Annotated in this window: 12 protein-coding genes and 1 pseudogene; 11 read left to right on the top strand and 2 right to left on the bottom strand. The window is 52.7% G+C overall.

The genetic code is table 11. The annotated features are described in order from the left end of the window. The first annotated feature begins 116 nt into the window (after window positions 1–116). The 4 genes from NST44_RS17375 to NST44_RS17390 all read left to right on the top strand — a co-directional run bounded on the left by NST44_RS17375 (window position 117) and on the right by NST44_RS17390 (window position 3,955). Window positions 117–1,487 (top strand): sensor histidine kinase, encoded by a 1,371-nt coding sequence (locus tag NST44_RS17375; protein ID WP_340900228.1) that lies wholly within the window; start codon window positions 117–119, stop codon window positions 1,485–1,487. Next, complete coding sequence (locus tag NST44_RS17380; RefSeq protein WP_340900229.1) at window positions 1,484–2,116, top strand: response regulator transcription factor; 633 nt, start codon at window positions 1,484–1,486, stop codon at window positions 2,114–2,116. The genes NST44_RS17375 and NST44_RS17380 overlap by 4 nt, the downstream gene beginning before the upstream one ends. A gap of 215 nt (window positions 2,117–2,331) precedes the next feature. Next, entirely contained in the window at window positions 2,332–3,294 is a 963-nt protein-coding gene (locus NST44_RS17385; protein WP_210095073.1) for a DoxX-like family protein, read from the top strand. Continuing rightward, entirely contained in the window at window positions 3,278–3,955 is a 678-nt protein-coding gene (locus NST44_RS17390) for a DUF4166 domain-containing protein (protein WP_210095072.1), read from the top strand. Before NST44_RS17385 ends, NST44_RS17390 begins: the two co-directional genes overlap by 17 nt. Here NST44_RS17390 and NST44_RS17395 read toward each other — a convergent pair. Further along, window positions 3,945–5,291, bottom strand: coding sequence for an MFS transporter (locus NST44_RS17395; protein ID WP_144869262.1), 1,347 nt, complete (start codon window positions 5,289–5,291; stop codon window positions 3,945–3,947). The two genes, NST44_RS17390 and NST44_RS17395, sit on opposite strands and share 11 nt — an antisense overlap. Before the next feature lie 293 nt (window positions 5,292–5,584). Next, complete coding sequence (locus NST44_RS17400) at window positions 5,585–6,466, bottom strand: AraC family transcriptional regulator (RefSeq protein ID WP_340900231.1); 882 nt, start codon at window positions 6,464–6,466, stop codon at window positions 5,585–5,587. Window positions 6,467–6,622: 156 nt separating this feature from the next. Here NST44_RS17400 and NST44_RS17405 point away from each other — a divergent pair, with 156 nt between their 5' ends. The 7 genes and pseudogenes from NST44_RS17405 to rpoD all read left to right on the top strand — a co-directional run. Then, window positions 6,623–7,942, top strand: coding sequence for a sulfatase-like hydrolase/transferase (locus NST44_RS17405; protein ID WP_340900232.1), 1,320 nt, complete (start codon window positions 6,623–6,625; stop codon window positions 7,940–7,942). A gap of 269 nt (window positions 7,943–8,211) precedes the next feature. Beyond that, on the top strand, window positions 8,212–8,967 hold the full coding sequence (locus NST44_RS17410) for a DUF2087 domain-containing protein (protein WP_007128546.1): 756 nt from the start codon (window positions 8,212–8,214) through the stop codon (window positions 8,965–8,967). 144 nt (window positions 8,968–9,111) lie between these two features. After that, on the top strand, window positions 9,112–9,474 hold the full coding sequence (locus NST44_RS17415; protein WP_007128545.1) for a GIY-YIG nuclease family protein: 363 nt from the start codon (window positions 9,112–9,114) through the stop codon (window positions 9,472–9,474). 182 nt (window positions 9,475–9,656) lie between these two features. Next, a complete protein-coding gene (locus NST44_RS17420) occupies window positions 9,657–10,499 on the top strand; it encodes a DegV family protein (protein ID WP_007128544.1) in 843 nt (280 codons plus the stop codon). Window positions 10,500–10,819: 320 nt separating this feature from the next. Then, on the top strand, window positions 10,820–10,975 hold the full coding sequence (locus tag NST44_RS17425; protein WP_186311147.1) for a hypothetical protein: 156 nt from the start codon (window positions 10,820–10,822) through the stop codon (window positions 10,973–10,975). Window positions 10,976–11,062: 87 nt separating this feature from the next. Continuing rightward, on the top strand, window positions 11,063–12,427 hold the full coding sequence (gene nagZ / locus NST44_RS17430) for a beta-N-acetylhexosaminidase (RefSeq protein ID WP_340900234.1): 1,365 nt from the start codon (window positions 11,063–11,065) through the stop codon (window positions 12,425–12,427). Between the two features lie 369 nt (window positions 12,428–12,796). Beyond that, window positions 12,797–13,735 (top strand): annotated as a pseudogene (gene rpoD / locus NST44_RS17435) (RNA polymerase sigma factor RpoD); the annotation flags it as partial. Window positions 13,736–13,815: the final 80 nt, after the last annotated feature.

The following is a 13,815-nucleotide window of genomic DNA, read 5'->3' on the forward strand; positions in this document are numbered from 1 at the left end:
ATGCTATCAATCGTTTCTGATTTCTGGCTTAAATCCAGCTGAATGTAAACTGAGTGTTTTCGTGATGTAAAGCGTGCTCCATTTGTCGAACAGGTATGGTAGGATGAAACTAGAAAATGAAAGAGATAGGGCGATGTGAAATGCTATACTATGTGGCGGCCTTATGGATCGCGGCAATCGTGCTGCTGGCGAACCAGCCGCGGCAAGAGGTGAATCGCTGGGCGGCTTTCTTCTTATTCAGCTCAGGCGTAGGCGGCTTAACCGCACTCCTTGAGCCGGACGGCTTTATACCGGCTTCATTTGAGCCGATCATTCAAAGCTTCAATCATGCGATGTCGCCTTACGGGGTGCTCGTATTTTGCATCGTGTACACCCGGCAGCAGATCGATCCGGTCAAGCTGAGGTACTTCAAGCTCGGGCTGCTGTTGCCCCCGCTTGTAACGGTACTCCAAGTCATCGTTTCTCCTGAGCATCGGATCGATTTCGGGCTGCTGCTTGTCTGGACAGCTCCGTACTATTTCATATCGTGCTATTTATTAATTCGGGCCTATGTACAAGAAATGAATCCGAACAGACGCAGAAGTCTGCTGATCACGGCCATGATTATGGTCCCTACGCTGCTGGGTGTGATGCTACTGATTAATGTCGGGAGCCTCTTGTACCCCGGTTACGATTTCTTTCAATATGTATCGCTGCTGATCGTATATTCGTTCGTCGTCGGGTTGATCTGCCTGTTCGTTTATGGTGTGCTCGGCATGCGGCTGAAGGTTGAACGGGATCCGATAGACCGTACGATGCAGGCGGTTTCGACGGGAACCTCCTTGCTGAACCACACCCTCAAGAATGAAATCGGAAAAATCGCTCTGAGCACGGAAAATGTGAAGCAAATGTTGCAGCCGAACCAAGGGGCTGCGCTTGAGCAGCTCGGGATCATCACACAGGCGTCGGAGCATCTCCTTGCCATGACGGAGAGGATTCAGCAGCAAACGAAGGAGCTCGTCCTGAAGGCGCAGCCGGTTCGGCTGGATCATCTGGTCAAGGAGCTCTTGCAGCGCGAGCACGAAATGCTGCGCAGTCATGGGGTTGAGGTCAAGCTCCACATCCGGCAGCGCCCGTGGCTGCTGATCGATCCGGTTCATGTTACCGAGGCGGCGGGCAACCTGCTGCAAAATGCAGTCGAGGCTACGCCCGGGGCCGGGGTGATCGAATTGACGGTCGATGCCGGACGACGGGGCGCGGTGGTCTCGGTCAAGGATTATGGCAACGGTATTCCGGATGGGCTCCAGGCGCGGGTATTTGAACCTTTTTACAGCACCAAGAAGGATCGACGAAACAATTACGGATTAGGTCTTTCCTACGCATACCATGTGATGAAAAAAAGCGGGGGATCGATAGGCATGGAGAGCCGCCAGGGGGAAGGAACCGAAGTGTCCCTGTATTTCCCCCGCCGGGTGTTGGTACGACTGGCAGGAAGGGGAGAGGAATGAGCACGATACAAATTTTTCTGGTTGAAGACGATCCCGATTGGATCAAGGCGATGACTGTTTTTCTGAACGGACAGGAGGACATGCTGGTAGCGGGGGCCGCCCAGACGCCGGAGCAGGCAGCCGCCATGGCACGCGTCCTTTCGTTTGATGTTGTGTTGATGGACATACAGCTCACCCCGGGACAGCTGGACGGCATTTACACGGCCGCCGACATTTTGGAAATCAGGCCGCAGGCCAAGGTGATCATGTTAACCTCCATGGATGACGAGCAGACGATCACACAGGCCTTTACGGCAGGAGCCGTGCAATATATCGAAAAGGCGAGGTTCAAGGAGCTGCCGGGGGCGATCCGCGGTGCCTTGCTGCATGCCGGTCCGATGGAGGCGCTGCTGAAGGAATTTTCCCGGTTGAAGCGGGAGGAGCAGCTGCGGGGCTTAACACATGCGGAACGGGAGGTATTCGAGCTGATGGAGAAAGGATACACCCATGCGCAGATCGAGCATAAGCTGTTCAAATCGGAAAGCACGTTAAAGAATCAAATTAATAAAATCCTGAAAAAGCTCGGCGTAAAGAGCGGCAAAGAAGCCGTTGAAAAGGTGCGGCGAAAAGGGATCATAAAGGATCGTTAGCGGTTAGGGCGAACGCCCGGTGCAAGGTTTTGAGCCAAAAACATAGCGTATTTATTGTGGGGGGTACTACGAAACGTAGTACCTTTTTTGGTTGTGGTTCTATGAAAGTCGGAACTAACGGGAAAGTGGATTCGGCTGTATGCTGAATGCATGAATACCCGGTGAACGAAAATGCTGTTACGCCGGTAATGAAGCTGGTATGGAGGAGTCTGAGCATGAAGAGAAAGCCGATCTATGTGGAGATTGATATCGAGTCGGATCTCGATACGCTGTGGAAGCATACGCAGCGTCCGGAGCTGCATCAGCAGTGGGACGTGCGGTTCTCGAGCATCCATTACTTGCCTAAAGGCGATTCCAAGCATCAGCGGTTTCTATATAAGACCCGAATCGGATTCGGTCTTACGATCACCGGAATTGGGGTGACCCATGCGTTTTCGCGACGGGAAGACGGGGATCGGATGTCAGTGCTGCGTTTTGGCTCTGATCAGAACATATCTTTGATCCGCGAAGGCAGCGGATACTGGCGATACCGGGATGGAGGGAGAGGGGTCATAACCTTCTCGACCCAATACGATTACAAGACACGATTTGGCCTGATCGGCGCTTGGTTTGACCGGCTGGTGTTTCGTCCGATGTTCGGGAAGGCTGCAGCCTGGAGCTTTGACGTGCTGCGGCTGTGGCTGGAGAGGAGCATTCCGCCTGCCGTGTCGATCCGGCAAACATGGATCCATGCTTGCAGCGTATTGACGCTGGCACTGCTGTGGATCTACGAAGGATTGGTGCCGAAGCTGCTGTTCCCGGAGGGCGGGGAGCTGGAGATGCTGCAGCACATCGGCTGGTGGAGCGGTCAGGAACGCGCAATCCTTGGAATGCTGGGCGTTTTTGAGATATGTATTGGCTTGATCAGCCTTACATTTCATAAGAGCCGATGGTGGTACAGGCTCGAGTCCGTCCTGCTGGCGGGACTGATGCTGGGAGCGCTCATCCCGGAGCCTGCCTGGCTTAAAGCACCGTTCAATCCGCTGCTTCTGAGCGGCACGATGCTCGTTCTATGTCTGCTTGCCTCCTGGTCTTCGACAGATTTGCCAAGTGATTCCCGATGCTTGCGGGAGCCGGGCACTCCAAGGACAAGCAAGGTGCGGCAGAAGGAGGAGAGAGCCCATGATATCCATTTATGAGAAGGCGCTAGGCCGGGAATTTCGGAAGCTTCATCCCAAAATCCAGGAGAGGTTCGGGTTCGGCAGCAAGGATATGGTGGCCTCGATCGGCGAAGGGACTATGGATGAGATTTGGTATGCGCGCTGGGCAAAGCTCCCGCTCTACATCGGAACGGTGCGCCACATTATGTTCCCTGAACGGGGACTCCATATCCCGTTTCGGATTGAGAACTACGCCTATTTGGATCGTTACGGACGAGAGACGGTGACTTGGTGCAGAAGCTTTCAATTTCCATCGGGCATTAGAAGATTTGACGCGACGATGATTTACAGCCAAGAGCGAAACGGCATTGTGGATTATCTGGGAAGCAAGCAGCATTTAGCGGTAGACCTTGAAGTGTCGGTCAGCGGCAATGGCGGAATATGTATTCGCTCAGGCGAGCAGCGGTTCTACGAGGGGTGGCTTGGGTTTCGCTTTCCGGCGGGACTCACGGGAACGGCCGATGTGTGCGAATGGTATGATGACCGGCATCAAACCTACCGGATTCGGGTGGATGTGTTTAACCCGCTGTTCGGGCCTGTTTTCCGCTATCGCGGAAGCTTTCAGGCCCGATTCATATCGACGCGGGGCAGCGGCGTTCCTTCGCATGTCAAGCCGCTGCGCGAAGAAGCTAGAGCGTAGACGCGGCGGATTCAGGCACCTTCTTACGCTTAGGCTCCCGGAACATGCGGTAATACAGAAACGACGAGAAGACGTAAAGCGTGCCGGTGATGCAAAAGGTGATCGCATAACCCCAATAGCTGCCGTAGGTGGTAACCAAAGCGGACTGCACCGGGCCCATCGTCGCCCAGCCCATCATGAACGCCGTCTGGGTCACGGAATTTGCGATTCCGCGTTTGTCGTCCGGTACCCGGTCGATCAGAATGGAGGATTGGATCGGGTTGGCCGCGTTCATCAGTGCTTGACGGAACAGGAATCCGATGGACGCCACGATCAGGATGTTGGTAAAGCCGGTCAGCACCAGGAAAGGCAGGGACATGACCTGGAAATAGACGACGGCCCGAACGGCGCCGACCCGGTTAACCAGCGTAGGCCCGATCAGCATGGATACGATCGTCATCACTTGTCCCAGGGAGATCAGAATGCCGACCGCCGAGAGCGATACCGAGAACCGATTCGTGAAATACAGATTCAGATACGGCACGACGAGGCCCGAGCCCAGCCCGATCAGCAGCTGGGCCAAGGCGAATTGGCCGATGATTCTATAATCTTCGCGGTGTGATGTCTTACCGGGACCGGCCGCTGCAGGCTGCAGTGAAGGCTTGTCTTTCGTGAAGGACGGCTGCTGCTTCGGTACCGTTTCCTGGTCGGGATGGACAGGCTGCGGTTCCTGCGGTTCGAGTGATTCCCGCTTGTCGGTTGTAAATAGTAGCGGAACGAAGGCAGCGAAGGTGGCAACGCCCCCGATGAGCAGTGCGAACTTCAAGCTGCCGACTTTGTTCATGCCCAGCGCCTGCAGGGCATCGGCCAGGAATCCCCCTCCCATGCTGCCAAGCACCTGGGAAGCGAGCACTAGGGAGGCGTGAATGCTGAAGATGCGCATGCGCGCCTGCTTCGGCGTGTTTTCCGCCAGAAAAGGAATGGCGAGCACCTGGAAGAACGAAGCGAACAATCCGGTGTATATCGCCAGACCCATTAAGCTGAATTCGCTTTCAAAGAGGGAGCGGGCGATCAATCCTGCACCGCTGAGCAAAGCGCCGAGCACCAGGATCCGTTTGCGGCTGGTGCGGTCTCCGATCAAGCCGATCGGGATAAACATCAGCGCGGTAGCCAGGGATTGAACGCTGACTACGGTACCGTTCATGGAATCATTATAGCCGAGGCTTTGTATGTACAGATTGTAGAGCACGCTGAACATGCCTGTACCGAACTGGTACAGCACATTGGCAAGGAAAAAAAGCTTAATATTACGCGGCCAGGTTCGCAGCTCATTTGCTGACCGTTGTATAATTCCCATGATGATACCCCCTAATTTTGACAGCAGCAACCTCTATATTTTAGCAGGTTCGCTTCATAGGAGGAAGAAGAGATTGTAGGAGAGTCAGAAAACAGTGCCCATATTATGGAAAAAGCGAAGCCGCTCAGGGCGCTGCTGACGGAAGGCAGAGTCGAAAATCCATCCGGGCCGCCTGGAGGCTAAAACAACATCAGATGAATCCCGATGGCATCCAGATATATCCCAGGGATATCCAGATGGATCGCAATAGTATCCGGGCGGATCTCGATATCATCCAGATGAATCGCCGTAAATCAAGGATGCTCTTCTCGTGCTGGAGTTAAAAGGCGTTGTGTCTTCATGAAAGCACTCGGGGTTATTCCGAAATACCGTGTGAAAGCACGGGAGAAGGTAAACAAATCCGAATACCCCAGGGATAAGGCGGTATGCGTAATGCTGGTGCCCTCGGCGGATAACAGGCGGGTTGCTTTTTCCATGATCAACTGCTGCATGTAGCGGGACGGGGAGATGCCGTACCTGCGGGTAAACGCTCGGGTGAAATGACTGCGATGAACGCCGGCCCAAGCTGCGAGCTGTTCCACGGACAAATTCTCCGTGCAATGAAGCTGCATATACCCGGGGATGGATTCAAGCCAGTCGGACGCAGCCGAAGAAGAGGCTGGGTTCCGGTGCCGGTTCGGATCGATGCTGTGGATCAATTGGAAGCCCAGCGACATCAGCTGAAGGCTATGGTCCAGCTGGGGCTGCCGGAGCAATCGTTGAATCTCCTTGATGACAGCCAAGGCGTTGTCCCCGAATACATGTTGACGATAGGGCCGCTCCGCGCATAACTCGACATGCTTCAATATGGATGGCATTTGCTCGCCCATAAAAGCCGTCCAGGTGATCGTGGTAGACGGCTGGTCGCAATCCTTGACGTACGTATAGACCGAACCGGGGAAGAGGCAGAACAGATCCCCTTCCGAGAGGGAGACGCTGCTGCCGTCCCAACCGAATCTTACCTTGCCGCTGGCAACGAAATGTATACTATAGAACTCGACGGACCGGGGACCGACTTTTTCAGTGAAAAAGGGTTGAGAACCGGATTTGTATATCCATAAACCCAATTGAGTTTCAAATGAAGCCGGGTTGTTAAAGTATTCTTCTCTGGATGAGTGAAGGTTATTAAATGTCATGGTTCCTCCTGCCGGCTATGCCTCAGCCATTTCTTTTGTTATTTCAAACTATGCAACATATTGTATAACGATTGCAAGAATTGAGCATTCCGCGCAGTCCTGCCAAAGGTTACGATGATGAGGTACAAGTCATGCATGGTAGAGGTGAATGGAGACATGAAACAACCGAATTTTATCGTTATTTATTGTGATGATCTAGGTTATGGGGACCTTGGATGTTATGGATCCGATACTGTGACAACCCCAAATCTGGATAGTTTGGCGGGTGAAGGCATTCGTTTTACGAATTGGTATTCCAACTCTCCGGTCTGCTCTCCGTCAAGAGCCTCTTTATTGACAGGCAAATATCCGGCCCGAGCGGGAGTAGGCGAAATCCTGGGGGCAAAGCGCGGATTGGATGGACTTCCCTCCACCGAAGTGACACTGGCGAAGGCGCTCAAGCCCGCGGGGTATCGAACGGCATTGTATGGAAAATGGCATCTTGGCGTATCCGAGGAAACCAGTCCGAACGCGCATGGGTTTGATGAGTTTTTCGGATTTAAGGCGGGCTGCATCGATTTTTACTCGCATATTTTTTACTGGGGCCAAGGCCATGGCGTCAATCCTCTGCATGATCTATGGGAAAACGAAACGGAGGTTTGGGAGAACGGCCGGTATATGACAGAATTGATCACGGAACGTTCGGTTGATTTCATCAAGCGATCTCGAGAGCAGGAGGATCCGTTCTTTTTGTTCGTATCGTACAATGCGCCGCACTATCCGATGCATGCCCCGAAGGAATACATGGACCGGTTTGCTCATTTGCCTTGGGATCGGCAGGTCATGGCTGCCATGATTGCCGCGGTGGATGACGGCGTGGGGGAGATCGTGAAGGCCCTGAAGGCTGCCGGTTGTTACGAGAATACGGTCATCTTCTTCTCCAGCGATAACGGACCGTCCTCCGAGAGCCGGAACTGGCTCGACGGAACGGAAGACGTGTATTACGGCGGGACCGCGGGAATCTTTCGGGGACATAAAGCAAGCCTGTTCGAGGGCGGAATCCGTGAACCTGCCATACTGAGCTGGCCGAACGGATTGGAAGGCGGACAAGTACGCGATGAGGTTGGAGTTATGATGGACATCGTACCGACCTTTCTGGATCTGGCTGGCGTCGATCCAGCGACAAGACCGCTTGAAGGCGCAGAGCTGGATGGAAGCAGCCTGAAGGAAATGCTGCTAATGGGCGAGCCGTCGCCGCATAAGCAATTGTTCTGGGAGTACCAAGGCCAACTGGCCGTTCGGGAAGGCGATTGGAAGCTGGTGCTGAACGGGAAGCTTGATTTCGAGCGCCTGGTGCCGGATAAGGTTCATCTGTCCGATCTGTCGAAGGATCCCGGGGAGCGCTCCAATCTGGCGGATCTTCACCCTGAGATCGTGGAGCGGCTAAGCCGGGACGTTCAAGCTTGGTATGAGGAAGTAGAAGCAAGTAGATCATAAGCTTGGCTGTAAAGTGTATCAATGAAGTCCTAGTGGTCGTGCAATGAAGCCCCGGTAACGGGGCTTTTTCAATTTTGACGACAGCAGGTTTTATTTTCCGAATATTTTTTAATAGAGCGAAATGGGGCAAAGGTAAGTATAAATCCTCCGATCTGGCAATATAGGCTGATCCATTGTATTTCGTTGAAATAATAGACATAATAACAAAATGTCTATATAATCAATATATGATTAACATGATGCTCAATATATGAAAAGTGGTGGTTGAATTGGATCATACGGAACGATTTTGGAATGCGTCGGTCGATGAATTGAAGCGGGGCTATGTTGAGGACGAGGCAGGCTTCATGTGCCTGTTATGCGGTAAATCCGTCGAGAAGGGGATCATTTACCCCGATCATGACAAGCTGTATGAAGCTGAACGATACATGAAGGTTCACATTCAGCGTGAGCATGGCTCGGTATTTCAATATTTGTCGGGCTTGGATAAAAAATTGACAGGGCTGACTGAGCATCAAAACCGGCTGCTGCAGCTGTTTTATCAAGGGAAGAGCGATAAGGAAGTCCAGCAGGAGATGGGGATCGGCAGCGCGTCCACGATCCGAAATCACCGGTTTGCGCTGAAGGAGAAGGAACGCCAGTCGAAGGTGCTGTTGACCATGATGGAGCTGCTTAAAGAGAAGGATAATCATGCGCCGGCGATCGTGGAAATTCCGAAGCAAGCCCGAATGGTCGATGAACGCTATAACGTAACGGAGGAGGAGCGGCAGGCGATTTTGGCAAAGGTGTTTCCGCACGGAACTCAAGGCCCGCTGAAGACCTTCAAGCTTAGGGAGAAGCAGAAGTATGTCGTGCTTCGGGAAATCGCGACTCGCTTTGAGCCCGGCAGGGTATACACTGAGACGGAGGTTAATGATTTGATCGGCCGCGATAATCCCGATTACGTTACGATTCGTCGTTATTTGGTCGAATACGGCTTTATCGACCGGAAGGATGATGGCAGTGAATATTGGCTGACGACATAGCTGGTCACGTTGGTGGGCAGTTAACAGGAACAATCAAGAGCCGAACAGCCAGCTTGTACTTATGGTCTAAGGCTGTAGCATCGGGAAGCTTAGAGCCCGGGTTGTTAGAGGCAGTGCAGTAATACAAGAGGAGGCAAGGTAACAATGAACCGTAGAGCGGAATTGACGCAGATGTACAAGGAAATCAAGATCATCGCCGGTGTCTACCAAATCCGGAACAAGGTGAATGGAAAGGTGTTTGTCGCGGGCACGCCGAACTTGAAAACGATGAACGGCAAGCGCTTTGAACTGCAGATGGGAACCAGCTATAACAAAACGCTGCAGCAGGAGTGGAACGAATTTGGCGAGGATGCGTTTGAATTTGAAATTTTGGAGCAGATCGAGCCTAAGCCGGGCGTCTTCTTCGATATGAAGGACGCGGTGAATAAGCGGGAAGAGCATTGGATTCGGAAGCTTGAGCCGTTTGGCGAAAAAGGATACAACCCGCCGCCTAAAAATAACGGATAAGAATAGGGACCATTCCACGACAATCCTGCAAAACCGCGAATGTCGATTTTGCAAAAATACGAATACAGTGGAGATATTCCTTCCATTTGCATGCGCAGCTATGGTGAGATATGATGGGTTCAGCGGCTTAAATCGCTTCCATAACTATTTCATAAATACGAAAGCGAGACGTGAACAACATAATGAGATCCATAGCATGGGTTACCGACAGCACAAGCACGATCGATCCCGCGTTCGCCCGGGACCATCATATCTATATTGTGCCCTTGCGATTGATTCTTGGACAAGAAACGTATCGGGAAGGCATTGATGTGACGGCTGAAGCCTTTTACGAGAAAATGAAGGATGAACCCAAAGTCAGCAGCTCACAGCCTCCGATCGGGGAATTCATCGAGTTATACGAATCCCTGAAGGGAAAATATGATGATGTCATTGCGATCCATTGCTCGTCCGAGCTGAGCGGGACATTGCATTCGTCGATCCAGGCTGCCGAAATAGCTGAGGTACCCGTGGTAGGAATAGATTCGAGAGCAGGAGCCTTTCCGCTCCGCGAGATGATACAATCCGGCATTGAGTGGCACAAGCAGGGCGATACCGTACAGATGATCAAGGAGAAAATCCAGGCCTTGGTCCATAATATGTCTTTCTATCTGATCCCCGCCAGTCTTCACCGGCTGCACAGCAGCGGCAGAGTATCCGGGACGCAGCTGCTTCTGAGCAATCTGCTCCGGATCCATCTGTTGCTTCGGTTCGAAGAGGGCAAAGTGATTGTGGAGGATAAGATCCGCACGTTCAAGAAGGCTAGACAGCGAATGCTGGAGACGTTGAAGCATGAGATTCAAATGATTAAAAAGGTCTGCATTATGCATGCGAACAACGAGGAGGAAGCGGAGGAGCTTCGGAAGGAAATCAGCGGCGCGCATCCGAGCGTGAAGACGGAAGTCATGACGTTCATCCCGGTCGTCGGCGTTCATGCCGGCGAAGGAACGATCGCGATGTCCTGGATTCGGCATTATCCTGCATAATCATTGACATATTATTGGTAGAGCCTGCAGAAGTTAACTGCAGGCTCTTTCCTGGTTCACGGCCGCAGCTTGTTGCTGCTGTTCATGCGAAAGTGGGCATATGGCGGATCTCCTCCGACATGGAAAGAGCGATACCGCCTGCAGGAAGCTGTCAGCGGTTCGAATCCGTACGCCGAGCATGCATCCATACTAGGGTGGGTAATGGCTTTGGAGGGCCGAGAGATTCGAATCCGTGGAACAGGTTGTATAGGTAATAGGCCAAGTTTGAGCCGGATGTGAAGAAGAAGATCAATGAGCGAAACAGGAAGGAGTGACCCATTGTGAAGATTATCATTACGCAAGCCGAAGCGATGGAACGGAAAATATGGGATGACGTTATGCTGATGTTCGGTCTAAATGAGGACGACAAAATCGCCGACACGGAACAATTCATCTTGACGGAGGAACAGGCCAGGCAGCTGAACCTGATCGGTTAGGAAAAAGGAAATTGAAGTTTCGGGGCCGAATAAATACGTAGCAAGGTTAATAAAAAGGGTGGTGGCTCTAAGAAGATGAAGCAGTTAATGAAACATAAGCAAGCAGGGATATGGGCGATCATTCTGGTCATGATCTTGATGCTGCCGGCTTGTCAAGGCGGAGCAGGAACCAATATGCCGGGAAGCGGATCTGCGGATTCGGCATCCGGGAATGGACAGCAGCAGGAAGGCGACGCCGCCAAGCCGCCTGCTGAACACGAGGAGCAGGGTGGGCCCGCAAGTAACACGGGGGCTTCGGATTCTGAAGAGGAAGGGGATCCGTCCAAGGGAAACGGGGCAGCTTCAGACCCTGCAATGGCTGCCGCAGCCGCACAGCTCTCCAAAATGACAGACAAAGAGAAGATTGGCCAGCTTGTCATGGTCGGGATCGAGGGTACGCGCATGGACGACGTCGCCCGCAAGATGCTAGATTCCTACCACGTTGGCGGGTTTATTTTCTTTAAGGATAATATCGCTAGCACCAGCCAAGCCGTGACGCTGCTTAACGAGCTGAAAAAGTCGAATGCGTATAATCCGGTGCCGCTATGGCTGAGCATTGATGAGGAAGGAGGGCGGGTCACCCGCTTCCCGGAGGAATATGTCAAGCTGCCGTCAAGCGGAAAGGTGGGGAGCGGGAATGACCCCGACGTCACCCGTCAGGTCGGCGAGCTTATCGGGCAGAAAGTAGGCTCGATCGGTATAAACATGGTCTATGCGCCGGTGCTCGATGTGAACAGCAACCCGGACAACCCGGTGATCGGGGACCGTTCCTTCGGTGAGACGGCAGAAGAGGTGGGCAGGCAGGGCATTGCTTCCATGAAAGGGATTCAGGAAGCGGGCGTCGTGCCGGTCGTGAAGCACTTCCCGGGCCATGGCGATACCTCAGTCGATTCCCATCTTGGGCTTCCTGTCGTAACTCATGATATAAAGCGGCTGCATGAACTGGAGATTGCGCCGTTCCGTAAAGCGATCGAGCAAGGCGCAGACGTTGTGATGGTCGGGCATCTGCTTATGACGGCGATTGATGAGACAACGCCGTCCTCCTATTCTAAGGCGGTCATCACGGATCTGTTAAGGCAAGAGCTGGGCTTTGATGGTGTCGTCATAACGGACGACATGACAATGGGTGCCATTACGAAGAATATCGATGCCGGCGAGGCCGCGGTAAAGTCGATCTTGGCCGGAACCAATATCGTCATGATCGGACACGATTATGCACAGGAGGAGGCTGTCATTCAAGCCATCACGGAGGCCGTGGAATCGGGCGTGATTTCCGGGGAGGTGCTGGATGAACGCGTGCTGGCAACCCTGGCGCTCAAGCAGCGGTACCAATTGAACGACGAGCCGGCGGACATGCCGGACATCGAACGGTTAAATGAGGATACGAGGGCAGTGCTGAAGGAGATAAAGTAAGCCTTTTCTCCTTCATCGTCGAGCCAAGGCAGGACAGGGTGACTGATTTCGTAATGATCCGGTCTTGGCCCGTTCTCGCCATCCTTATGTACTTGAAGAACATCCGTGAACATATACTACAACAGGCATTCCCGGGATTGAGCAAAGAATGCCCCTTTGGATCTCCCGGTACGTATTTCAATCAAAAAAGGCAACCTCTTCAAAAGAGATTGCCGTGCTGGAACTAGAATATATTAGAAGTTGAAAAAATAGGCGTAATATGATAGAATGAAGGATAAATAATTATTGGGTAGATGTCATAATGACCTAATGATAGATTAGCACAAAATTATAGGATTGTCAACAGGGGGGCATAGAATGGAGAACCGTCAGAGTGCGGATTTTGCATTGGATCGTGAGGTAGTGGATGCGGAAAAAGCGGCTAATTCTCCCGCGGAGGATTTTGCAGTTCATGATGACCTCTCCCTTCCGCCAGGCATCAAGATTAGCGATCCGGTTCGCATGTACCTGAAGGAAATCGGCCGTGTTCCCCTCCTCTCAGCCGATGAGGAAGTGGAGCTGTCCAAGCGTATCGAGGAAGGCGATGAGGATGCGAAGCGACGTCTGGCGGAAGCCAATCTTCGTCTAGTCGTCAGCATTGCCAGACGTTATGCAGGTCGGGGCATGCAGTTCCTTGATCTGATACAGGAAGGCAATATGGGATTGATCAAAGCGGTGGAGAAGTTTGACTACTCCAAAGGCTTCAAGTTCAGCACCTATGCGACATGGTGGATCCGGCAGGCGATTACCCGCTCGATTGCCGACCAAGCGAGAACGATTCGAATTCCGGTTCACATGGTAGAGACGATCAATAAGCTCGTCCGTGTATCCAGACAGCTTCTGCAAGAGCTTGGGCGGGAACCGACGCCGGAGGAAATTGCCAAGGAGATGGATATTACGCCGGAGAAGGTCCGGGAGATCCTCAAAGTTTCACAGGAGCCTGTATCGCTCGAGACGCCGGTTGGCGAGGAGAGCGATTCGAACCTGGGGGATTTCATCGAGGATCAGGATGCGCTGGCGCCAGCTGACGCTGCCGCCTTCGAGCTGCTTAAGGAGCAGCTTGAGGAAGTGCTCGATACCTTGACGGATCGTGAAGAGAACGTGCTTCGGCTTCGCTTCGGACTAGAGGACGGGCGGACCCGAACGCTTGAAGAGGTCGGTCAGGTATTCGGCGTTACGCGCGAGCGGATTCGACAGATTGAAGCGAAGGCGCTCCGTAAGCTTCGTCATCCGAGCCGCAGCAAGCGTCTCAAGGATTTCCTGGAGTAATCGATCGTTTCGTTCACGAAGTGGATCAACACCCCTTGATTGCAGTGCGCGCGCTGCAGTCAAGGGTTTTTTTATGGACT

The sequence above is a fragment of the Paenibacillus sp. FSL W8-0919 genome, from assembly GCF_038003785.1.
Taxonomy (GTDB): domain Bacteria; phylum Bacillota; class Bacilli; order Paenibacillales; family Paenibacillaceae; genus Paenibacillus_AQ; species Paenibacillus_AQ lactis.

Excerpts from the sequence above, each read along its gene's own strand:
- NST44_RS17375 (WP_340900228.1), top strand. The coding sequence starts at position 117 with ATGAAAGAGATAGGGCGATGTGAAATGCTATACTATGTGGCGGCCTTA.
- NST44_RS17380 (WP_340900229.1), top strand. The coding sequence starts at position 1,484 with ATGAGCACGATACAAATTTTTCTGGTTGAAGACGATCCCGATTGGATC.
- NST44_RS17385 (WP_210095073.1), top strand. The coding sequence starts at position 2,332 with ATGAAGAGAAAGCCGATCTATGTGGAGATTGATATCGAGTCGGATCTC.
- NST44_RS17390 (WP_210095072.1), top strand. The coding sequence starts at position 3,278 with ATGATATCCATTTATGAGAAGGCGCTAGGCCGGGAATTTCGGAAGCTT.
- NST44_RS17395 (WP_144869262.1), bottom strand. The coding sequence starts at position 5,291 with ATGGGAATTATACAACGGTCAGCAAATGAGCTGCGAACCTGGCCGCGT.
- NST44_RS17400 (WP_340900231.1), bottom strand. The coding sequence starts at position 6,466 with ATGACATTTAATAACCTTCACTCATCCAGAGAAGAATACTTTAACAAC.
- NST44_RS17405 (WP_340900232.1), top strand. The coding sequence starts at position 6,623 with ATGAAACAACCGAATTTTATCGTTATTTATTGTGATGATCTAGGTTAT.
- NST44_RS17415 (WP_007128545.1), top strand. The coding sequence starts at position 9,112 with ATGAACCGTAGAGCGGAATTGACGCAGATGTACAAGGAAATCAAGATC.
- NST44_RS17420 (WP_007128544.1), top strand. The coding sequence starts at position 9,657 with ATGAGATCCATAGCATGGGTTACCGACAGCACAAGCACGATCGATCCC.
- nagZ (WP_340900234.1), top strand. The coding sequence starts at position 11,063 with ATGAAACATAAGCAAGCAGGGATATGGGCGATCATTCTGGTCATGATC.